Source organism: Neptuniibacter sp. QD48_55, from assembly GCF_047778115.1.
Taxonomy (GTDB): domain Bacteria; phylum Pseudomonadota; class Gammaproteobacteria; order Pseudomonadales; family Balneatricaceae; genus Neptuniibacter.
Genome location: NZ_CP180555.1, coordinates 595,950 through 616,775 on the forward strand (window position 1 = coordinate 595,950; position 20,826 = coordinate 616,775).

Consider the following 20,826-nt stretch of genomic DNA (forward strand, 5'->3'; position numbering starts at 1 on the left):
CTCCATTTTGCTTTATTCAAATCAGGCAATATTAATAGGAGCCTGAAATGAGTGAGCAAGTATCCCCGTCTACTGGAGGCGGATTATTATCTCTTAATTTATCTATAACCCCTCAGGGCTCGCCGTCTGCAGCCTCTGGGACTGTTCCGTTGTTAGGTGGTTTTGGAGCAGTTCTTAATCAGCAGACTGATGCCAGCGTGCCTGTCGCTAAATTTTCTGGCGGCGGGATGTTGCCGCCTGAAGGGGAGGCTTTGCCGCAGAAATTAGAGCAACTGTTTCCTGAAGATCAGATGCAGGATCAGCTGCGCCAGATCGCTCAGCTATTAGAGCAGCAATCGGCTCAAGATACTCAGTTACCGCCAGAGTTGAGTGCAGAGCTAGCAAGAGCGCTGCGTCAATATACCGAGCAGCAGCCGATAATGCCGACCACAGGTGATGGTGGTAAGGAGGTCGGGGCTATTCCTGCAAATGCCGATACGGATAAAGTCGTTTCGGTTCCGAGTAATCCTGGTGTTGCTAAGGTGGGGAGCGAGAATAAAGTTGTTATTACGCCTCCGCCCAAGAATGCTGTTGTTGATCTGAATGCAAAGGCCGCTTCCGCACAGCAAGAAGTTGAAGCTTCGCGCGCTAATACAAATTCCGGTCAAATTTCTGCTGCAGAGGTGAGTAATTCTCAAGCTCAACCGTCAGTAGATGTTAAGAGTGCTGTCTCTAAAGCCTCAGTGGCCACATCTCAGAATTCAGCTCAACTCACTGAGGTTCAGGATTCGCAACAATTAGTTGCAAAAGACAATGCAAATGCTACAGATGTTCCAGGTTCAAATATTCAAAATCAGCAAGCTACTCAGCAGCCTCTAAGTCAGCAAAATATTCAGCAATCTCAAGTTACAGTTAATGCTGCAGCGGATATGTCTAATTCACAGCAGGCAGTAGCTAATGATGCGTCCGTTAAGGTGGGTACACCATCTGTAAATGCTCAGGCGGATATAACGTCCGCTCCAGTTAAAGGTGAAAATCCAGTTGCTGCTACTGATGCTGATGAAGTGAAACTGTTTGACCCAACTGCAAGAAAGGTTGAAGTGGATGCTGCTAAATCAGCTAATCGTGCAGTAGCAGAGTCATTGGTATCTTCACAAACAGCTAAATCTGAGCTGATTCTGAATTCTCAGACTGATAACAGTAGTATTAAGAAGATTGAATCTGCTTTGGAGATGACTCAGCAACTTATGCAAAAAGTAGCTGCCAGTGACAAAGGGGATGTGACCGCTACACAAGTAGTGGAACGTTTGGCCTCAAATACTATTGGTCAGGTGAATTCTGCTTCGCCTACGGCGGCTCAAAAGGTCGTTACTGAAGGGCAGAATTTGATGATGCCGCAGAATGTTAAGGTTAATACGCCTGCCTGGAATAATGCGTTGGGCGAGCGAGCAATCATGATCGCGGCTCAAAATACGCGGGTCGCAGAGATTAAGTTGGATCCACCAGAGTTAGGTTCGCTTAATATTCGAGTGAATATCAATCAGGATCAGGTAAGTCTTAATTTTACCTCTCCGCATGCACATGTCAGGGATGCGGTTGAACAAAGTTTACCTAGGTTACGTGAGATGTTTGCTGAGCAAGGTTTGGCGCTGCAGGATTCCTCGGTTTCTGATCAGTCCGCAGACCAGCAACGACGAGAGCAGTTTGCAGATGGTGATGCCTCTGGTAATCAGTACGGTGGAAGCGTTGGTGTCGAAGGGGAAGAGGGTGCTCGACCAGAAAATGCTCGATCAGTATCCCTAGTGGATTATTACGCTTAATTGAGCGGTTTGTGAGCTTTGTTCAGCGAATATAATTTATGCTTTTGCAAAGCTCTTTGCTCTAAATCGTATTTTTGTTTGTTCTTAATCTTCAGCCTTAAAATCAGTGTGTTATATTAGGCGCAATACTGTTTTTAGCGATATGTAGTTCATACTGTAGAGTGTCGCGTTTTTTGTTGGAGATATAGAGATGGCTGAAGAGCAGGAAGCAGGCGCTGAAGGCGGCGAAAAGAAATCATCTAAGCTCAAGTTGATCATCATTGCTGTGCTTGCGCTAGTTGTTGTTGGCGGTGGTGGTGCTGCCGCTGCTTTGTTTTTCTTAGGTGGCGATAACGAGCCTGCGGCTGAAGAAGCTGCGCCAGCTGAGCCTGTTCGAGCTGAGGCTATCTACACCAAAGTGAGAACTATGGGCGGCAAACCAATGTTTGTTGTAACTCTGCAGTCAAGTGATAATAGGCCGCACTATATGCAGTTGTATGTAGAAGCAAAAAGTCGGGATCAGGCTGTAGCAGATGCTTTGACATTGCATATGCCTCTGGTTGTTTCGCGCTTAAACAATTTATATAGCACGCAAGATTTCCGCACTCTGCAAACGGTTGAAGGTAAAGAGGCATTGTTACAAAGCTCAACTGACCTTGTGCGCGAGATTATGCAGGAAAAAATTGGTAAGCCGGGTGTAGAAACGATCTTGTTTACTAACATGGTTATGCAGTAATGCAATTTAGGCTGATAGGAGATTATTCCTAAATGTCGGTCAAAGACTTACTTTCGCAAGATGAAATCGATGCTCTATTGCATGGTGTCGATGATGGGGATGTTGAAACATCTGACGATGCGGAAGTAGAAGAAGGTGATGTCCGAGGCTACGACCTTGCCAGCCATGAACGAATCGTTCGTGGCCGAATGCCTACGCTCGAAATGGTCAATGAGCGTTTTGCACGTTATACCCGTATTAGTCTTTTTAACCTGTTACGCCGCGCGGCAGATGTGACCGTAGGTGGTGTTCAGGTGATGAAATACGGCGACTATATTCATACCTTATACGTTCCTACCAGTATGAACCTCATCAGAGTCAACCCGCTACGTGGTACCGCTCTGTTTATTATGGATGCTAAGCTGGTATTTAAACTGGTTGATAACTTCTTCGGTGGTGATGGGCGACATGCCAAGATCGAAGGTCGAGAGTTTACGCCAACAGAGACGCGTCTTATCCATAAAGCTTTAGAGCAGTTCTTTATTGATCTGGAAGAGGCGTGGGCTCCGGTAAAAGAGCTTACCTTTGAGCATCTCGGTCATGAAATGAATCCGGCGATGGCTAACGTTATCAATCCAACTGAAGTTGTAGTTGTAAGCACTTTTCAAGTAGACCTGGAAGGTGGTTCTGGTGAGTTCCACGTGGCGATGCCGTATTCAATGTTGGAGCCGATTCGTGATCTTCTCGTCTCTGGTTTCCAAAATAGCGAAGATGAAAAGGATGAGCGTTGGCAGATAGCTCTGCAGCGGGATATTTTAATGGCTGGTTTGCCATTGGAGATGACCTTAGCGAAACAAGAAATGACGCTAAGGGATGTTGTTGAGTTGGAGGTTGGTGATGTTATTCCAATAGAGCTACCGGAAAAATTTGAGTTAAAAGCTAACAAAGTACCTGTTTATAATTGCACTATGGGTGTTTCTCGAGGCAATTTGGCCGTTAAAATTGTTGATCAAATTCAACGCCCTAAATAAGTGTGCAAGCGATTGTATTATAGAGAGCAAAAGCGATGAGTGATGAAACTGAAGACCAGCAAGCGTTAGCTGACGAATGGGCTGCGGCCATGGAAGAGCAGGTCACTGAAGAGGGGGGCGAAACAGTCGACCCTGATGCTTTGCTTGCTGAAACAGGTGTGACGGGTGATTCAGTTGAGTTGGATGAATTAACTGATGAAGGCGCGCCAGTCACAGATCCTAAGCTTGATGTAATTTTGGATATTCCTGTAACGCTCTCTATGGAAGTAGGTCAAACGGATATTCCAATTAGTAACCTGTTACAACTTAATCAGGGATCTGTTATTGAGTTAGATCGTGTTGCAGGTGAGCCTTTGGATGTAATGGTGAATGGAACACTCATCGCGCATGGTGAAGTGGTTGTTGTAAATGATCGATACGGCATTCGTCTGACCGATGTGATCAGCCCTCAAGAACGAATCAAGCGTCTTAAATAACCTATGCGGTCTTGGTTGTTATGTCTGCTTGTAACTATCTCACCCAGTGCTTTTGCGTTGGGTGTTGAAACTGCTTCGGGTGCTAAGCCTTCAGTCGTGCCTGTTACATCCTATCAAGAGCCATTCTCTGCTGCTGCTCTCACGCAATTACTATTAGGCTTGCTGTTTGTCATTGGTATGATTTTTATCCTTTCTTGGTGCTTTAGGCGTTTTAGCGGCGTTACGCCAATGGCTCGCCATATGAAGGTTTTAAGTGTATTGCCTTTGAGTACACGCGAAAAAGCAGTATTAGTCCAGGTTGGTGATAAGCAGTTATTACTGGGTGTGGCGCCAGGACGCGTTTCTCATCTGCACGCTTTTGATAAGCCTATTGTTGATGACCAGTCGAGTGAGAGCTTTGCTGCGCGCCTAGGAGAGGCTATTTCAAAGCGACGGAGCGTTGATGAGGCTGATTAAGTTAGTTTCAATTCTTCTTGTGTCCTTTCTTTTTCCACATCTAGCTTACGCTGCGGATGTGGGGATTCCGGCTGTAACGCTTACAACCGGAGAAAATGGTGAAAGTAATTACAGTGTGACACTTCAAGTGCTCGCGCTCATGACCATGCTGACATTCTTGCCAGCAATGCTCATGATGATGACCTCGTTTGCCCGTATTATTATTGTCTTTGCGATTCTCCGGCAGGCTTTAGGTCTTCAGCAAACGCCATCTAACCAGATCATGGTTGGTATGGCGATGTTTTTGACGTTGTTTATTATGACGCCAGTGCTGGATAAAGTTTACGTACAGGCTGTAACGCCTTATGTTAACGAAGAGATGGGGGTGTTTGAGGCTTTTCAGGCGGCAAGCAGCCCGTTTCGTGATTTTATGATGCTGCAAACCCGTGAAAGTGATCTGGATCTTTTTATGAGAATTTCAGGTACACCAGCCGTAGAAGCGGCTGAGCAGATCCCTTTTACCGTGCTTGTGCCTGCATTCGTAACTAGTGAATTAAAAACTGCCTTCCAGATCGGCTTTATGTTGTTTATCCCATTCTTGGTTATCGACTTGGTGGTTGCCAGTGTCTTGATGGCTATGGGTATGATGATGTTATCGCCAGTAATTATTTCTTTGCCATTCAAAATTATGCTATTTGTATTAGTGGATGGTTGGGCGTTGGTGATAGGCACATTGGCCGCCAGTTTTGGTATATAGCTAAGGAGGAAATATGACACCCGAAGTCGTACTTAGTCTCTTTGGCGAGGCGTTTTGGTTAATAGTCTTGATTGTTAGTGTCTTGATTGTACCAAGCTTGATAGTGGGTTTGGCGGTATCAACCTTTCAAGCGGCTACACAGATTAACGAACAGACATTGAGCTTTTTGCCTCGACTTATCATTACGATTCTTGTAATTATGTGGACAGGCCCTTGGCTTTTAACCAAGTTGACTGAGCATTTCACTACTCTAGTGAAAAACATCCCTTACCTTATAGGTTAATCCCTTGTTTGAGCTGAGTGTTCTGCAGATCGAACAGTGGGTAGCTGCATTTCTATGGCCTTTTTTTAGAATTGCTTCATTCTTTATGGCTGTGCCTTTACTAGGTAGTCAGCTTGTTAATGCTCGTGTGCGTTTGTTTTTGGCTCTTGCTGTAACCGTGGTGGTCGCGCCATTATTACCGGCGATGCCTGAGTTCGATGGACTGCATTTTAATACCTATCTAATTATTGCTCAGCAGATTCTGGTTGGGGCAATGCTGGGTTTCCTGTTTCAGGTTTTTTACCAAGTATTTGTCTTAGGTGGTCAGATGATCGCGCTTCAGATGGGTCTTGGTTTTGCGTCAATGACGGACCCTGCTAATGGTATCTCGGTTGTTATGTTGGGTCAGTTTTATCTGACATTGATTATGATGATCTTTGTGGCTCTTAATGGTCACTTGGTTATGATTGAAATAGTTGTGAGGAGCTTTGATGTTGTTCCTATAAGCTTGGAAGCAATAGACCGAAGAAGCTACTGGCGAATTTTGATGGCGGGTAGTTGGATGTTTTCAGCTGCTATGCTGATGGCGTTACCAGCGGTGACGGCTCTTTTAGTGGTAAACATGGCTTTTGGTATTATGTCTCGAGCTGCTCCGCAGTTAAATATTCTTGCGGTAGGCTTTCCATTTACCATGGTGCTTGGCTTATTTATTAACTGGGTAAACTTGGGTGGTTTCTTGGATCAGTATATGCGGATCTCTGCCTTTGTTTTGGATTATATCGAGAACCTTTTTCTGTGATGCGCGATTATGGCTGAAGATTCTGGTCAGGAAAAAACAGAAGACCCCACACCCAAGCGAATAAAAGAAGCTCGGGAGAAGGGGGACGTTCCGCGGTCGAAAGAGCTGGCTACAACGCTTGTGCTAATGGCTGCTGTTTTTTCTGTGATTATCTTTGGTGCTCAGTTAGCAAATAGCATGTTGGGTATCATGGAGAGTAATTTCATTCTAGGCCGCGCTGATGTATTTGATACTAATAAAATGTTGGCGCATTTTGGAGCTTCTGCTAAAGAGTCGCTCATGGGCTTAGCGGGAATATTTGGAGTTCTTTTGATTGCTGCTTTGGTTGGGCCTATTGCTTTAGGGGGCTGGAACTTTAGTGCGCAGTCAATTGCACCTAAAGGTAGTCGAATAGACCCTTTAGCAGGCCTTAAACGGATGTTTTCCCTCAAATCATTGATCGAGCTTTTTAAGGCGATTGCAAAGTTCTCGCTTGTCGGTGGATTTGCTATATTGATTTTATGGACTATCAGGGGGGATCTGTTGGCGCTGGGTACCTTTGAGGCGCGACCAGCAATAGATGCGGCATTAGAGACCATAATCTGGGTATTTATGGCGCTTAGTGCAGTCTTGATTCTCGTGGCTGTGGTAGACGTGCCTTATCAGTTGTATGACTATACCGAAAAAATGAAAATGACCTTGCAAGAGGTTAAGGATGAGTTAAAAAATACCGAAGGTAAACCTGAGGTCAAAGGGCGTATCAGGCAGTTGCAGCGTGAAATTGCTCAAAGGCAAATGATGCAATCAGTGCCTGAGGCTGATGTAGTTATTACCAACCCGACTCACTACTCTGTCGCTTTAAAATATGAGAGTGAAGGGCGTGGTGCGCCGATTTTAGTGGCTAAGGGGGCGGACTTTGTGGCATTAAAGATCCGAGAAATAGCCGATGAACATGATATTCCTATCCTTTCTGCGCCCCCTTTGGCGCGTGCAATCTATAATTCCACTGAAATAGATGACGAGATTCCATCTGGCTTGTATATGGCTGTGGCTCAAGTGCTTGCCTATGTCTTCCAGTTGAAGCGATATAAAGAGCGTGAAGCTGAGCGTCCAAGTAACTTACAAGTTGATAAGTTACCTATCCCTGATGAATTCAAAGACGACCTTTAATTGGCGTAAAAATTGCAGAATTTAGGATCGGCATAACTATTCGTCAAAAAAACATCAGATTTTATTGCTTTACCTATATCTGTTTGTAAGGTGAATTGAGTGCTTATTGTTTTTGTGATGTTTTTTTGACGTTTGGGGTTTGAGTGGATAAAGCAGTTGTTTTAGAAAATGTTAAAAGTTTAGGGCGCGGTAATATCGGTGTGCCTTTGCTGCTGCTTGTTATTTTGGCAATGGTGACTTTGCCTGTACCTCCTTTTCTATTGGATGTGCTATTTACCTTTAATATTGCCCTTTCGATTGTTGTTCTATTGGTTTGTGTCTACTCAAATCGCCCGCTAGATTTTGCAATTTTCCCAACCATTATCCTTGTTGCGACACTGATGCGTCTTGCTCTGAATGTGGCATCGACTCGTGTGGTTTTGCTTTATGGTCATGAGGGGGGCGATGCTGCCGGTAAAGTGATCGAGGCTTTTGGTGAGGTCGTTATCGGCGGTAATTACGTTGTTGGTTTTGTCGTCTTCCTTATTCTAATTATTATCAACTTTGTTGTTGTGACCAAAGGTGCGGGTCGTATTTCGGAAGTAAGTGCTCGCTTTACCTTGGACGCTATGCCAGGTAAGCAGATGGCGATCGATGCTGATTTGAATGCGGGTCTAATTGGGCAAGAGGAAGCAAAAGCAAGGCGAGAGGATGTAACGCAAGAAGCCGACTTTTATGGTTCTATGGATGGTGCTTCTAAGTTTGTTCGTGGTGATGCGGTTGCGGGTATTTTGATTCTTGTAATCAATCTTTTGGGTGGCCTAGGTATTGGCATGTTGCAGCATGATCTCGATTTTGAGACTGCCATGCGTTTCTATTCGCTACTAACCATTGGTGATGGTTTGGTAGCGCAAGTGCCGTCATTACTACTTTCAACTGCTGCGGCGATTATGGTAACCCGTCAGAATGTTTCTCATGATATGGGTGGTCAGGTTGTATCGCAGATGTTTGCATCGCCAAAGGCTTTGGCGGTTGCTGCAGGTATTCTGACAATTATGGGTATTATCCCGGGAATGCCGCATTTTGCTTTCTTGTCGTTGGCTATTCTGGCAGGTGGTGGTGCTTGGTGGATTCACAAAAAACAAGTTGAGAAAGAGGCTGTGCAAGAGGAGCAGGCGCAGCAAGAGGCTGAAATGTCTGAAGAGGACGAGTCTGAGAAGCGAGAGCTTGATTGGGATGATGTGATGCCGGTCGATATGGTTGGCCTTGAGGTGGGTTACCGCTTGATCCCAATGGTTGACAAAATGCAGGGTGGGCAGTTGTTGAGCCGCATCAAAGGTGTGAGGAAAAAACTGTCGCAGGACTTAGGTTTTCTGGTGCCGTCGGTGCATATTCGAGACAATTTGGATCTCTTGCCCGGCGCTTATCGCATTACTTTAATGGGCGTGGTTGTAGGTGAGTCAGAAGTATACCCAGACCGTGAACTGGCTATTAACCCAGGTCAAGTATTTGGTAAGTTGCAAGGTGTAGAGGTAAAAGATCCAGCGTTTGGTTTGGATGCGATTTGGATTGAACAATCACAAAAAGAACATGCGCAATCACTGGGCTATACGGTGGTCGATGCCTCCACAGTAGTAGCGACGCATATGAATCAGTTGCTTCAGTCCCATGCTCATGAATTACTCGGGCATGAAGAGGTTCAGCAGCTATTGGATATGCTTACGAAGAGCTCTCCAAAGCTGGTGGATGAATTGGTTCCGGCTAAATTGTCGTTCAGTATTCTTCTTAAGGTGCTGCAGAATTTGTTGATGGAGCAGGTGCCGTTAAAAGATTTTCGCACGATTGCTGAGTCGTTGGCGGATGCGGTTAATAGGACACAAGATCCATTGGCTTTAACGGCTGCTGTAAGGGTCTCTTTGTCTCGATTGATAGTTCAGAACATTAATGGTTCTGAGTCGGAGCTTCCGGTGATTACTTTGGCTCCGCAATTGGAGCAGCTCTTATTGAACTCTGTTCAGCAGGGGCAGGATAATGGATTGGTGTTGGAGCCGGGTATGGCTGAGAGGTTGCAATCTTCTTTGTCAGAGGCTGCAACGCAGCAAGAAATGATGGGGAGACCGTCGGTTCTTTTGGTCGCGGCGCCAGTGCGGCCGCTTATGGCTAAATTTGTTAGGTATGGCGAGCATCAAATTAATGTGCTCTCCTATCAGGAAATTCCTGAAAATAAAAAGGTCACAATTGTCTCGACAGTGGGAGGTGAAAATGCGGCATAAACGTACTTCAGCCCAGCTTGTTGTGGCCGATAAGGAATTGATATGAAAGTAAAACGCTTTTTTGCGCCAGATATGCGACAGGCTATGCAGCGGGTCAGGGATGAGATTGGTCCGGACGCAGTTATTGTGTCTAATCATCGTGTCGCTGGTGGTGTTGAAGTTGTGGCTGCTCATGAAAATGATTATGAGGCGGCTCAACAAGAGTTTTCTCGCAAACAAAAGAAAACGCAAAAACGGCAGTCCCAAATTGACGTGCTAACAGGTGGCGGTGCTTCTAATCGAGACTTAGAGGGCGAGCTACAAAAGGCACGAATGCAAATAGCGGAAGCTCAGGGTAAGCAGGAAAGTCAAAATTATGACGTTCCAGGTCAGGTTAATAAGCAGATAGAACAAGACGATGATCTGCGAACAATTTTGGCTTCGTTGAAACAAAGGCAAAAACAGAAAGCTAATACGGCTCATCAGAACTTTATGCAACAGCCCGCTGTTGATGATCCTGGGCTCGGTTTAGATCTGCAAAGTGAATTGTCTATGTCAGCTGCGCCTTCAAATGAAGGGGCCGAACATCTTATTCAGTCAATGCAGGACGAAATTGCGCAGCTTAAAAACCTACTAAGTCAGCAAGTTTTAGCCCAAGGTAATGTGCAAGCGTCTGCTCCTACAAAATCTCCATTGCAGAAAAAATTTGAATTGTTAGGTGTGAGTGAGAAATTATCTACGCATCTACTTTCTCATGTTGAATCAGGTTTGGCGCCGGATAAAGCATGGAAAAATGCGCTGACGCGCTTGTCGGATGCGATCCCTGTGATGGGTGAAGATTTTATCGAACGCGGTGGAATGATCGCTTTTGTCGGACCAACAGGTGTCGGAAAAACTACAACCATTGGTAAGCTTGCAGCGCGTCATGTACTGAAATACGGCAGCTCAAGTATGGCGTTGGTAACGACTGATACCTATCGAATTGCGGCACATGAACAGTTAAGAACCTTTGGGCGAATTCTTGACGTTCCGGTTCGAGTTGTTGATGAAAATAATAGTTTGGATGACGTTTTGCACTCTCTGCGAAACAAGAGATTAGTGCTGATAGATACTGCCGGATTGAATGCAAATGAGCCGCATAGTGAGGCTCAGTTGGCCATGCTGGAGGGCGTGAGTTTGCGCCTCAAGAAGCTCTTGGTTGTTTCATGTAGTAGTCAGCGCAGGGTTGTCGAACAGGCATTTAATGCTTATCAGGGGTTAGGCTTGAATGGTTGTGTGCTGAGTAAGATGGACGAGTCGGGTAGCTTAGGTGAAGCTATTTCTTTGATCGTTGAAAAGCGTTTGCCTGTTTCCTACGTTACTGATGGACAGCGTATCCCTGATGATATTGATATTGCCAAAAAACATGAGTTGGTTAGTCGAGCTGTCATAACGGCTCAACGAGCTATAGAGGCAGAAAAGAAAATGTCTGCGCTCGATTCAATCTATAAAACGGGTTAATGGTGGGAATTAATAATGAATCAACATAAACCCGTTAAAGTAATTGCGGTAACCGGTGGTAAGGGCGGCGTTGGTAAAACTAACGTCTCGGTGAATTTGGCGTTAGCTTTAGGTGATCTAGGTCATAAATCTATATTGATGGATGCTGATTTAGGTTTAGCAAACGTCGATGTGATGTTAGGTTTGCGTCCGAAAAAGAATATTGCTGATGTTCTGAATGGTGAATGTGGCCTAAAGGATATTATGCTGGACGTAGGCGAGCATCTAAAAATTGTACCGGCTTCATCTGGTACACAAGAGATGACAGCATTGTCACCGCATGAGCATGCAGAATTAATACATGCTTTTAATGAAGTGGCTGATGATACTGATGTTCTGATCATTGATACGGCAGCAGGCATTTCTGATTCGGTCGTGAGCTTTGTTAAAGCCGCACAAGAAGTTTTAGTGGTAGTTTGTGATGAACCCACCTCAATTACCGATGCTTATGCTTTAATTAAACTGTTAAATCGGGACTATAAGATGACCCGCTTCCGCGTTCTGGCCAATATGGTTCGAAGTGAGCAGGAAGGACGTAATATGTTTGGGAAGTTATTAACAGTTACTGATAGGTTTCTTGATGTGACTCTTCAATATGTAGGATCAATACCTTATGATGAAAATGTTCGTAAGGCGGTTCAACGTCAAGTGGCTGTTTTAAAAGCGTTTCCAAAGAGCAAAGTCTCCTTGGCATATCGTCAATTAGCGAATAAAGTAAATGGGTGGCCGGTTCAAACTGTGCCCCGAGGTCATTTAGAGTTTTTTGTTGAGCGGCTCGTTCAAGGAGTTCGCCCTTCGGACTAGCAAAGAGGCGGTATGTACAACCAGCTGCAATTACAAACGAGTGAAGAGCTAATTGAGCAGTATGCGCCGCTAGTTAAACGTATTGCACATCACTTACTTGCTCGCTTGCCTGCGACTGTGATGCTGGATGATCTTATACAAGCAGGCATGATCGGTTTACTTGAAGCCGCAAGTAAATACGATGCTTCAAAAGGAGCGAGCTTTGAAACTTATGCAGGGATCCGCATTCGTGGCTCCATCATTGATGAAGTACGCCGTGGTGATTGGACGCCGCGTTCGGTACATCGAAATAGTCGTCGCGTAACAGAAGCTATTCAGCAGATAGAAGCTCGAACAGGGCGCGATGCAACAGATTCAGAAGTGGCTAAAGAAATGGGGATTAGTGTTGCTGATTACCATAATTTGCTTAAGGATAGTTTGGATAGCAGACTCTTTAGTTTCGAGGAGATGATCAATCCTCAGCATGAAGGTCCAGGGGAGTCTTTTGCTAACGATGATCCCGGTCCAAATCAAAATTTTGAGCGAGAAGCATTTTTAAAAGCGCTAAGTGCAGCTATAAATAACTTACCAGAACGGGAAAAGTTGGTGTTAGCGCTCTATTATGATGAAGAGCTCAATTTAAAAGAAATTGGTCAAGTTATAGGTGTAAGTGAGTCTCGAGTTAGTCAGATCCACAGTCAAGCAGCGTTAAGGTTGCGTTCGCGACTAAGTGATTGGCAATAAAAAGGGTTGACCAGACTCAACGTAATTGCGGTAATTAAGTGTAGACTCAACAAGTTGCGTAGTTCTAACAGGAGGCCGTCTTGAATAAAGACATGAAAATTCTTGTAGTGGATGATTTCTCCACAATGAGACGAATTATTAAAAACCTATTGCGCGATCTGGGCATGACAAATGTTCAGGAAGCGGATGATGGTCAGACTGCACTACCGATCCTTAAGCAAGGGGGAATTGATTTTCTGGTCACAGATTGGAATATGCCAGGAATGACCGGTATCGATCTTTTAAAAGAAGTTCGTTCTGATCCCAACTTAGCTCACATGCCTGTGCTTATGGTTACAGCAGAAGCTAAGAAAGAGCAGATCATTGCGGCGGCGCAAGCAGGGGTAAACGGCTATGTAGTTAAGCCATTTACTGCAGCAGTGCTGAAAGAAAAGATTGATAAGATCTTTGAACGCCTAGGATAAGAAATAGGGTCCGTTGTAATGATTGCAGGAACAGATAAAGGTGTAGGGCGCTTCGAAATGGAATTGCAGTTGAAGGCTCAGGAATTGGTTTCCGTCCTGAATGAAGGGGATCTCTCTGAAGCCATGGATCTGATCCAAGAACTCCATGAATTCAGACATAAGACCTTCTTTAGTGAAGTGGGTCATCTGACTCGTGGTCTGCATGAAGCGATTAAAGCCTTTTCATCCGAGCTAGGTACTAGCTTGGAATTGGATGATGATGCAGCACCTAAAGATGCGGATGCAGCTGATCGTCTCAATTATGTAATTGAAGTTACCGAAAAAAATGCACATGAAACCATGGACCGTGTCGATAAGGCGCTGGGTTTGGTTGATCGTTTAGATTCACAGAGTGAACGGTTTAAGGACCTATTGTCGCTAGTTGGTCAGCTGGAAAAAGAACACGACAATTTGAACGGTGTCTATGACCGAACATGTGCAGTAAAAGAAGAATCTGAAAAGACAATTGAAACTTTGCGGTCAGAGTTGACTGATATTGTAGTGTCTCAGAGCTATCAGGACATTACAGGGCAGCTGATCCGTCGTGTTATTAACTTGGTGACAAATGTAGAAACACACCTCGTTGGTTTGATGGAAATGGCCGCTCAGGTAGAAAAATTGTCGGGCATCGAGGTGCAAACCGCACCAGAAGATGACAAACAGGATAATAAAAAGAATCCTATTCAGGCTGAAGGGCCGCAGGTCAACAAAGATAGTGCTGATGTAGTCAGTAACCAAGATGAAGTTGATGACCTGCTTTCCAGTCTGGGTTTTTAAGAGGAGCGCCGTATGAGTTTGGATGTGGATCAGGAGATTCTTGAGGATTTTCTTGTCGAAGCAGGTGAAATCCTTGAGCAATTATCTGAACAGTTAGTTGATCTGGAACAGCGTCCAGATGACAGTGATCTGCTCAACGCAATATTTCGTGGCTTTCATACCGTAAAAGGTGGTGCAGGTTTCTTGCAACTTGAACCTATGGTTGATTGTTGCCATAACGCAGAAAATCTCTTTGATATGTTGAGAAATGGCGAAATCAAAGTTTCGCCAGAACTGATGGATGTAGTACTGCAGGCACTTGATACTGTAAACGTGATGTTTGATGCCGTAAGAGGCGGTCAAGAGCCAGAGAATGCTGATCCACAACTTATTCAGGCGCTAATTGCTTTTGCAAGTGGCGGTGCTCCAGCACCTGCTGAGGCTGCGCCTGCTCCGGTGGTGCCAGAGCCCGCTCCTGAGCCTGTAGCAAATAATGCAGATCAGAGTTCAGATGAATTTGATATGCTGTTAGATGATCTAGGAGGTCCGGCTCCTACCGAAGAGAATGCGGCGGATGACGGCCTTATCACTGAAGATGAATTCGAATCATTACTCGATGAACTTCATGGTCAAGGTAAGGGGCCTGGTTCAGAGGGCGGTTCAAAAGCACCTGCTGCCGAAGCATCACCTGCGGGTGGTGATCTGATCACAGAAGATGAATTTGAAGCATTGCTGGATGAGCTGCAATCTCAAGGCAAAGGTGCGTTTGCAGAAAAACCGGCACCAGCGGCTGTAGCGTCAGCTCCGGCACCAGAGCCAGCTCCGGCACCAGCTGCTCCAGCCCCGGCTGCTGTACCTGCTCCGGCGCCAGCTGCTCCAGAGCCTGAAAAACGTGAAAGTGCTGCTGCGGCAGCAGTTAAAGCTGCGCACCAGCAAGCTAAGCCTCAGCCTGAAAGTAATGTTCGTGTAGACACTCGCTTGCTAGACAAGATCATGAACATGGTGGGTGAGCTGGTATTGGTTCGAAACCGTTTGGTTCGTCTTGGTGTAACCCGTGAAGACGAAGAAATGGCGAAGGCGTTAGGTACGCTAGATATGGTTACGGCTGACTTACAAATGTCAGTTATGAAAACGCGAATGCAGCCTGTTAAGAAGGTTTTTGGTCGCTTCCCGCGTTTGATTCGTGACCTATCACGTAACTTGAAAAAAGAGATTCGCCTAGAGCTTCGTGGTGAAGATACTGATTTAGATAAAAACTTGGTTGAAGCACTTGCGGATCCATTGATTCACTTGGTTCGTAATGCCGTGGACCACGGTATTGAATCACCTGATGTGCGTGAAGCTGCGGGTAAGCCAAGAGAAGGTCATGTATTACTTTCTGCTGAGCAGGAAGGTGACCACATCCTATTGGTTATTCAAGATGACGGTGCTGGTATGGACGCAGAAAAACTGCGTAATCTGGCTATTGAGCGAGGCATGATGGATGCTGAAGCGGCTCGTCGTCTTACTGAACAAGAATGTTTCAACTTGATCTTTGCTGCGGGCTTCTCAACTAAGAAAGAAATTTCTGATGTTTCTGGTCGTGGCGTGGGTATGGATGTTGTTAAGACAAAAATTACCCAGCTAAACGGTACGTTGAATATTGATTCTGTAATCGGTCAAGGTTCGCGTATTGCGATTCAGGTACCTCTAACATTGGCAATCATGCCAACGCTGATGGTTATCTTGGAAGATCAAGCGTTTGCATTGCCATTGGTAAATGTTAACGAAATCTTCAACCTTGATTTGACTAAGACCAATATCGTTGATGGTCAGCAAGTGATTATTGTTCGAGACCAAGCATTACCGCTATTCCATCTTAAACGTTGGTTGATCGATGGTCAGCAAGGTGCTGATCTTCCGGAGCAAGGCCATGTGGTTATTGTTACTGTGGGTACCCAGCGAGTTGGATTTGTAGTTGATCAGCTTGTAGGTCAAGAAGAGGTTGTAATTAAGCCTCTAGGTACGATCCTACATGGCACGCCAGGTTTGTCTGGTGCAACAATTACAGGTGATGGTCGTATCGCATTGATTATTGATATCCCTAACTTGCTTAAATATCACGCTTCTTGATGTACCTGAATGAGAGCAAATAAAGATGTCTGTTAAGGTACTGGTGGTAGATGATTCTGGTTTCTTTAGACACCGTATCACTGACTTGCTCTCAGGAGATAGTCGAATAGAAGTGGTTGGCTCTGCTCAAAACGGTAAGGAAGGCGTTGAGCAGGCCAAGAAACTGAAACCTGACTTGATCACGATGGATGTGGAGATGCCGCAAATGAATGGTATCGAAGCAGTCAGAGTGATCATGCGGGAATGCCCGACCAATATACTGATGCTCTCTTCACTAACTCATGAGGGAGCTCAGGTCACATTGCAAGCGCTTGAAGCAGGTGCGCTAGATTATTTATCCAAAGATATGCGTGCTTGGATGGAGCATTCTGCATCTTTGGAAAAACAACTTAGAGATAAGGTTGTTGAATTAGGTCGTTCACGTCATTCAAAGCTACGTAGTAGCTTTATATCCCCATTTGGATCGGGCGATAGTAAAAGTAAGTCGATGGTGTTTAGGCCGGAGGCGGAAAGCAAACCGTCTAGACCTGTGCCTTCTACGAGAACTGCATCTTCTACCCCTAGGCCTGCCAGACCAACAGACAGATCGCGTACCTCTTCTAGTTTGTCCCTGCGGGAACGACCAGCCGTTTCACAGTTAAAATCAAAATCGGCTCAACCAGAAACCCTGAAACCTACAGGGCATAAGCCTGCATCAAAAATTTCTGTCCCTTCTGGCTGTAAGATTGTAGTTATTGGTTCTTCAACTGGTGGACCGGCTGCGCTGCAGCAGATATTGACTCAGTTGCCAGCGAATTTCCCTCATCCGATTTTGTTAGTTCAGCATATGCCTAAGACGTTTACGTCGGTATTCGCTACGCGTCTTGATCAACAATGTAAAATTTCGGTTAAAGAAGCAGAAGATGGCGACCGTTTGATACCCGGACGAGCGCTATTAGCACCCGGTGGGCATCAAATGATTATTGATCCGCGTAGTTTGGACAAAATCCGAATTATGCCGGGAGATGAGCGATTAACTTATAAGCCAAGTGTCGATGTTACCTATGCATCTGCAGCTAAAAGTTATGGCAACAAAGTGCTCGGTATTATTCTGACTGGTATGGGGGCTGACGGTCGGGACGGGGCCAAAATGTTACGCCAACAAGGGGCGACAATTTGGGCGCAGAATGAAGCAAGTTGTACCATTTATGGCATGCCCCAGGCAGTAGTTAATGCTGGATTGGCCAATGAGATCTTAGACTTAACCGAGTTTGGGCCCATTTTGAGTAATAGAAGGTAGTTTAGATGGATTTCACTGCTGTAATAGGTGTGTTACTAGCTTTTGCAGCCGTTCTGGGTGGTAACTATCTCGAAGGCGGACATGCTCAAGAACTCCTAAACTTACCTGCTGCTGCAATCGTTATTTGTGGCACTCTAGCTGCCGCGATTATTCAGTCGCCAAAACAGGATTTTGCTCGCGCAATCAAATTGATTGGTTGGGCTTTCGGCAATAATCAGCAAGACCTGAAAGGCAAGATTGATGAGATTGTACAATGGTGTGTTATTGCACGTCGTAAAGGCCTTTTGTCTCTAGAGGCAGAAGCAGATAAGCATAAAGATGATTTTGTTAAGACCGGTCTACTTTTATTAGCTGATGGCAAAGGGCCTGATGTTATTAGAAGTACCCTAGAGGTTGATCTTATTACGATGGAACAACGGGACCTCCAAGGTGCTAAAGTAATAGAGAGCATGGGTGGATATGCACCAACCTTGGGGATTATTGGTGCGGTCTTAGGTTTGATTCATGTAATGAGTAACCTTTCTGATCCAGAAAGCTTAGGGAGTGGTATCGCTACTGCATTTGTCGCTACCATCTATGGTATTGGTATCGCTAACTTATTCCTGATTCCTGTGGCAAACAAAATTAAGAGTCTGATTTCTATGAGATATCAGGCCCAAGAGATGGTGTTAGAGGGGTTGATGTTTATTGCAGAGGGGCAAAATCCTAAGGCGATTCAACAACGCCTTCAAGGTTATTTGAGATAATTATGCCCCGTCGACAGATAGTAGATGATAGTGTTCGCAATGACCGTTGGGTTATCTCTTATGCGGATTTTATTACTTTGCTGTTTGCGTTCTTTGTAGTGATGTATGCGATTTCGTCGGTTAATGAAGAAAAATATAAGCATTTAACCGAAGCGCTTGCGGGTGTTTTTGTTGGTGTAGACCAAGCGATTGATAGTAATCCGGCTCCAGGCGAAGGAAAAAGTGAGAGTGGATTTGCTATCTTTATAGGTGGTAAAACCGATGTAGATGTGCCGGAAGTTACAATTTCTCCGCCAGATCAGGAAGAAACAGACGCTTTAAAAGCGCTGCAACAGGAGATGGCTGTAGCTTTTGCTAAGTTGATTGATGACGGGCAACTTCGAATTACAGGTAATGATCTTTGGCTTTCTATCGAGTTGAGATCAAATTATCTATTTGATTCAGGTGGTGCGCTACCTAATATTCTTGCGGACCAATTGCTGGAGAAGATAGCAATTATGCTTAAGGGACGACCTAACCCCATTCATGTGGAAGGGTTTACCGATAACCAAAGAATATCGACCGATGCTTATCCGTCAAATTGGGAACTATCAGCTGCTAGGGCTGCAGCAGTAGTAAGATTGTTAGCTCAATTTGGAGTAGAGCCAGAGCGAATGGCTGCTGTGGGCTATGGTGAGTTTCAACCTGCTTACAGCAACCGCACCGCTGAAGGCCAGAAATTAAATCGCCGAGTGTTGATTGTCGTTTCTCGAGATGAAAAGGTCCGTAGAACCGTATCTTCATTTGGTAGTCAGCAGGTCAGTGCTGATGCTGTATCAACGGTGTTATCAACGCCGGAAGAAGAAACGGTACCCGTAATTGAACAGGTAGAAACCGGAGATGGTGATGTTTTGTTCAGAAGAGCTGAACCTAAGCCACCGGAACAGGAAGAAAATTAAATGCATGTATGGTCAGTTGCCAACCAGAAGGGTGGTGTCGGCAAAACAACAACAGTAGTGACAATCGCTGGGTTATTGGCGGAGGTTGGCTATCGTGTCTTGTTGATTGATTTGGATCCGCATGGATCTTTGACCAGTTATTTTGGTTATGACCCCGATGAATTGGAAGACAGTGTCTATGATCTATTCACTGGCAGTAGCCAAGTTAAGAAAGATGACGTAACGCGCCTGCTTTTAAAAAGCAGTCATGAGCGTATAGAGCTGATACCTGCTTCTACAGCCATGGCGACATTAGAACGTAAAGCAGTAGGTGCAGAAGGTATGGGTCTGCAGGTTGCCAAAGCCTTAGCACACGTTCGTGATCAGTATGATTATGTGTTGATTGATAGTCCGCCTGTTTTAGGGGTGTTAATGGTTAATGCTCTTGCTGCATGTGAGCACTTGCTAGTTCCTGTTCAAACCGAGTTCTTAGCCTTGAAAGGTCTAGAACGCATGGTGAGAACGATCAATATGATTAATCGTGCTCGTAGTAAAAAACTGAGCTTTACGATTATTCCGACGTTCTACGATCGCAGAACTCAAGCTTCAGTAAGTAGCTTAAGAGAACTCCATCATAATTATCCAAATGAGATCTCTAACGCGGTTATTCCGGTAGATACCAAATTTAGAAATGCGAGTATTCAAGGGCTTGTGCCTTCGGTTATGGACTCCAGTAGTCGAGGGGTTCATTCTTATGCGCGTTTATTGCGTACTTTATTAGAACGTCAAAAGCAGGAGGCCCTATGAGTCAGTCAGATAAAAAGCCTCTTGAGCAGGATGATGTAGAAGTTCATGGCGTTCAAAAGCTAGTTTTCGATTATCTAGAATCGCTGCTATCAGATCCCGATGCGGGTGCAATTGATACGGAAGCTGAAATTGCGGCCATTGAAGAGCAGATCGCTGCAGAAGAAAGTCTAGAGCATCAAGGTTTAGGTGTCGAAAGCGAAGAAAATGCTTTGCTTGCTGAATCGACAGATCAAAATACTGAAGAGCCAGAGCCAGAGCCAGAGCCAGAGCCAGAGCCAGAGCCAGAGCCAGAGCCAGAGCCAGAGCCAGAGCCAGAGCCAGAGCCAGAGCCAGAGCCAGAGCCAGAGCCAGAGCCAGAGCCAGAGCCAGAGCCAGAGCCAGAGCCAGAGCCAGAGCCAGAGCCAGAGCCAGAGCCAGAGCCAGAGCCAGAGCCAGAGCCAGAGCCAGAGCCAGAGCCAGAGCCAGAGCCAGAGCCAGAGCCAGAGCCAGAGCCAGAGCCAGAGCCAGTACCGGCGACAGCTCCAGACCAGTCGCAATTATCCGCTGCAGGTTCAGGGGCAACAAGTCGAGAGATCAACTGTGTATTAATAAAAATGCATGGCTTAAATTTGGCGATTCCGTTCGATTACATTGAAGGAGCGGTGCATTTAAGTTCCGTATCTCTCACATTGGATGCAGCGCATGACTGGTGTCTAGGTCGTTTCGGTGGAAGCAGTGCAGATACCAATGTTATTGATACTGCATTGTGGTTGATTCCCGAGCGTTACCAGCCGGAAATGGCTAAATACGATGAATTAATTATTCTTCGTGGTCGTCATTGGGCGCTTGCTTGTGATGAGTTGGTAAAATCGGTTCGAATCCCTGTGGATAAAGTATCTTGGGCTGGTAGTGATAATCCACGTAAGTGGCTATGGGGTACTTATATGGAAGAGCGTTGTGCCATTTTAGATATTCCTGAATTGATGAATCAGTTTGATAAGGCCTTCTAACGGATAGAGGCTTTGGAG

21 protein-coding genes are annotated in these 20,826 nt (G+C 45.3%); all 21 read left to right on the forward strand.

Translation table 11 applies throughout. The annotated features are described in order from the left end of the window. Positions 1-47: 47 nt before the first annotated feature. The 21 genes from ACMXYW_RS02540 (at position 48) to ACMXYW_RS02640 (ending at position 20,808) form a co-directional block, all read left to right on the forward strand. Complete coding sequence (locus tag ACMXYW_RS02540) at positions 48-1,799, forward strand: flagellar hook-length control protein FliK (protein WP_415905107.1); 1,752 nt, start codon at positions 48-50, stop codon at positions 1,797-1,799. A 190-nt stretch (positions 1,800-1,989) separates the two neighbouring features. Next, complete coding sequence (locus ACMXYW_RS02545) at positions 1,990-2,514, forward strand: flagellar basal body-associated FliL family protein (RefSeq protein WP_415900070.1); 525 nt, start codon at positions 1,990-1,992, stop codon at positions 2,512-2,514. 32 nt (positions 2,515-2,546) lie between these two features. Continuing rightward, positions 2,547-3,524, forward strand: a complete 978-nt coding sequence (fliM, locus tag ACMXYW_RS02550; RefSeq protein WP_415900071.1) for a flagellar motor switch protein FliM — start codon at positions 2,547-2,549, stop codon at positions 3,522-3,524. A gap of 35 nt (positions 3,525-3,559) precedes the next feature. Then, on the forward strand, positions 3,560-4,000 hold the full coding sequence (gene fliN / locus ACMXYW_RS02555) for a flagellar motor switch protein FliN (protein ID WP_415900072.1): 441 nt from the start codon (positions 3,560-3,562) through the stop codon (positions 3,998-4,000). A 3-nt stretch (positions 4,001-4,003) separates the two neighbouring features. Next, positions 4,004-4,456, forward strand: coding sequence for a flagellar biosynthetic protein FliO (gene fliO, locus ACMXYW_RS02560; RefSeq protein WP_415900073.1), 453 nt, complete (start codon positions 4,004-4,006; stop codon positions 4,454-4,456). Beyond that, positions 4,443-5,192: a flagellar type III secretion system pore protein FliP gene (gene fliP / locus ACMXYW_RS02565; protein ID WP_415900074.1), complete on the forward strand. Its 750-nt coding sequence runs from the start codon at positions 4,443-4,445 to the stop codon at positions 5,190-5,192. Before fliO ends, fliP begins: the two co-directional genes overlap by 14 nt. Before the next feature lie 13 nt (positions 5,193-5,205). Then, positions 5,206-5,475, forward strand: coding sequence for a flagellar biosynthesis protein FliQ (fliQ, locus tag ACMXYW_RS02570; RefSeq protein WP_415890231.1), 270 nt, complete (start codon positions 5,206-5,208; stop codon positions 5,473-5,475). A gap of 4 nt (positions 5,476-5,479) precedes the next feature. Beyond that, positions 5,480-6,253 (forward strand): flagellar biosynthetic protein FliR, encoded by a 774-nt coding sequence (gene fliR / locus ACMXYW_RS02575; protein WP_415883428.1) that lies wholly within the window; start codon positions 5,480-5,482, stop codon positions 6,251-6,253. Positions 6,254-6,262: 9 nt separating this feature from the next. Continuing rightward, positions 6,263-7,402 carry a flagellar biosynthesis protein FlhB gene (gene flhB, locus ACMXYW_RS02580; protein ID WP_415900075.1) on the forward strand — a complete coding sequence of 380 codons (1,140 nt, stop codon included), beginning with the start codon at positions 6,263-6,265 and terminating at the stop codon, positions 7,400-7,402. Positions 7,403-7,545: 143 nt separating this feature from the next. Continuing rightward, positions 7,546-9,654, forward strand: coding sequence for a flagellar biosynthesis protein FlhA (flhA, locus tag ACMXYW_RS02585; protein ID WP_415905108.1), 2,109 nt, complete (start codon positions 7,546-7,548; stop codon positions 9,652-9,654). A 42-nt stretch (positions 9,655-9,696) separates the two neighbouring features. Beyond that, on the forward strand, positions 9,697-11,133 hold the full coding sequence (gene flhF, locus ACMXYW_RS02590) for a flagellar biosynthesis protein FlhF (RefSeq protein ID WP_415900078.1): 1,437 nt from the start codon (positions 9,697-9,699) through the stop codon (positions 11,131-11,133). Positions 11,134-11,148: 15 nt separating this feature from the next. Next, positions 11,149-11,976 carry a MinD/ParA family protein gene (locus tag ACMXYW_RS02595; protein ID WP_415905109.1) on the forward strand — a complete coding sequence of 276 codons (828 nt, stop codon included), beginning with the start codon at positions 11,149-11,151 and terminating at the stop codon, positions 11,974-11,976. Between the two features lie 12 nt (positions 11,977-11,988). After that, positions 11,989-12,699: an RNA polymerase sigma factor FliA gene (locus tag ACMXYW_RS02600; RefSeq protein ID WP_415905110.1), complete on the forward strand. Its 711-nt coding sequence runs from the start codon at positions 11,989-11,991 to the stop codon at positions 12,697-12,699. Between the two features lie 80 nt (positions 12,700-12,779). Then, complete coding sequence (cheY, locus tag ACMXYW_RS02605; protein WP_040661672.1) at positions 12,780-13,163, forward strand: chemotaxis response regulator CheY; 384 nt, start codon at positions 12,780-12,782, stop codon at positions 13,161-13,163. An 18-nt stretch (positions 13,164-13,181) separates the two neighbouring features. Beyond that, on the forward strand, positions 13,182-13,979 hold the full coding sequence (locus tag ACMXYW_RS02610; protein ID WP_415905111.1) for a protein phosphatase CheZ: 798 nt from the start codon (positions 13,182-13,184) through the stop codon (positions 13,977-13,979). Between the two features lie 12 nt (positions 13,980-13,991). Continuing rightward, the gene (locus ACMXYW_RS02615; RefSeq protein ID WP_415905112.1) at positions 13,992-16,070 is read left to right on the forward strand and encodes a chemotaxis protein CheA; all 2,079 of its coding nucleotides are present in this window, start codon (positions 13,992-13,994) and stop codon (positions 16,068-16,070) included. Positions 16,071-16,095: 25 nt separating this feature from the next. After that, a complete protein-coding gene (locus tag ACMXYW_RS02620; RefSeq protein WP_415905113.1) occupies positions 16,096-17,349 on the forward strand; it encodes a protein-glutamate methylesterase/protein-glutamine glutaminase in 1,254 nt (417 codons plus the stop codon). 5 nt (positions 17,350-17,354) lie between these two features. Then, positions 17,355-18,095: a flagellar motor protein gene (locus ACMXYW_RS02625; RefSeq protein WP_415905114.1), complete on the forward strand. Its 741-nt coding sequence runs from the start codon at positions 17,355-17,357 to the stop codon at positions 18,093-18,095. 2 nt (positions 18,096-18,097) lie between these two features. After that, complete coding sequence (gene motD / locus ACMXYW_RS02630) at positions 18,098-19,033, forward strand: flagellar motor protein MotD (protein ID WP_415905115.1); 936 nt, start codon at positions 18,098-18,100, stop codon at positions 19,031-19,033. Then, the gene (locus ACMXYW_RS02635) at positions 19,034-19,819 is read left to right on the forward strand and encodes a ParA family protein (protein WP_415900086.1); all 786 of its coding nucleotides are present in this window, start codon (positions 19,034-19,036) and stop codon (positions 19,817-19,819) included. Continuing rightward, the gene (locus ACMXYW_RS02640; protein WP_415905116.1) at positions 19,816-20,808 is read left to right on the forward strand and encodes a chemotaxis protein CheW; all 993 of its coding nucleotides are present in this window, start codon (positions 19,816-19,818) and stop codon (positions 20,806-20,808) included. The genes ACMXYW_RS02635 and ACMXYW_RS02640 overlap by 4 nt, the downstream gene beginning before the upstream one ends. The last annotated feature ends 18 nt before the right edge of the window (positions 20,809-20,826 follow it).

What these genes read in the sequence shown, in the direction of transcription:
- ACMXYW_RS02540 (WP_415905107.1), top strand. Translation starts at nt 48, where the DNA reads ATGAGTGAGCAAGTATCCCCGTCTACTGGAGGCGGATTATTATCTCTT.
- ACMXYW_RS02615 (WP_415905112.1), top strand. Translation starts at nt 13,992, where the DNA reads ATGAGTTTGGATGTGGATCAGGAGATTCTTGAGGATTTTCTTGTCGAA.
- ACMXYW_RS02545 (WP_415900070.1), top strand. Translation starts at nt 1,990, where the DNA reads ATGGCTGAAGAGCAGGAAGCAGGCGCTGAAGGCGGCGAAAAGAAATCA.
- ACMXYW_RS02620 (WP_415905113.1), top strand. Translation starts at nt 16,096, where the DNA reads ATGTCTGTTAAGGTACTGGTGGTAGATGATTCTGGTTTCTTTAGACAC.
- flhB (WP_415900075.1), top strand. Translation starts at nt 6,263, where the DNA reads ATGGCTGAAGATTCTGGTCAGGAAAAAACAGAAGACCCCACACCCAAG.
- fliP (WP_415900074.1), top strand. Translation starts at nt 4,443, where the DNA reads ATGAGGCTGATTAAGTTAGTTTCAATTCTTCTTGTGTCCTTTCTTTTT.
- fliO (WP_415900073.1), top strand. Translation starts at nt 4,004, where the DNA reads ATGCGGTCTTGGTTGTTATGTCTGCTTGTAACTATCTCACCCAGTGCT.
- fliN (WP_415900072.1), top strand. Translation starts at nt 3,560, where the DNA reads ATGAGTGATGAAACTGAAGACCAGCAAGCGTTAGCTGACGAATGGGCT.
- ACMXYW_RS02610 (WP_415905111.1), top strand. Translation starts at nt 13,182, where the DNA reads ATGATTGCAGGAACAGATAAAGGTGTAGGGCGCTTCGAAATGGAATTG.
- ACMXYW_RS02635 (WP_415900086.1), top strand. Translation starts at nt 19,034, where the DNA reads ATGCATGTATGGTCAGTTGCCAACCAGAAGGGTGGTGTCGGCAAAACA.
- motD (WP_415905115.1), top strand. Translation starts at nt 18,098, where the DNA reads ATGCCCCGTCGACAGATAGTAGATGATAGTGTTCGCAATGACCGTTGG.
- ACMXYW_RS02600 (WP_415905110.1), top strand. Translation starts at nt 11,989, where the DNA reads ATGTACAACCAGCTGCAATTACAAACGAGTGAAGAGCTAATTGAGCAG.
- ACMXYW_RS02595 (WP_415905109.1), top strand. Translation starts at nt 11,149, where the DNA reads ATGAATCAACATAAACCCGTTAAAGTAATTGCGGTAACCGGTGGTAAG.
- ACMXYW_RS02640 (WP_415905116.1), top strand. Translation starts at nt 19,816, where the DNA reads ATGAGTCAGTCAGATAAAAAGCCTCTTGAGCAGGATGATGTAGAAGTT.
- flhF (WP_415900078.1), top strand. Translation starts at nt 9,697, where the DNA reads ATGAAAGTAAAACGCTTTTTTGCGCCAGATATGCGACAGGCTATGCAG.
- ACMXYW_RS02625 (WP_415905114.1), top strand. Translation starts at nt 17,355, where the DNA reads ATGGATTTCACTGCTGTAATAGGTGTGTTACTAGCTTTTGCAGCCGTT.
- fliM (WP_415900071.1), top strand. Translation starts at nt 2,547, where the DNA reads ATGTCGGTCAAAGACTTACTTTCGCAAGATGAAATCGATGCTCTATTG.
- fliQ (WP_415890231.1), top strand. Translation starts at nt 5,206, where the DNA reads ATGACACCCGAAGTCGTACTTAGTCTCTTTGGCGAGGCGTTTTGGTTA.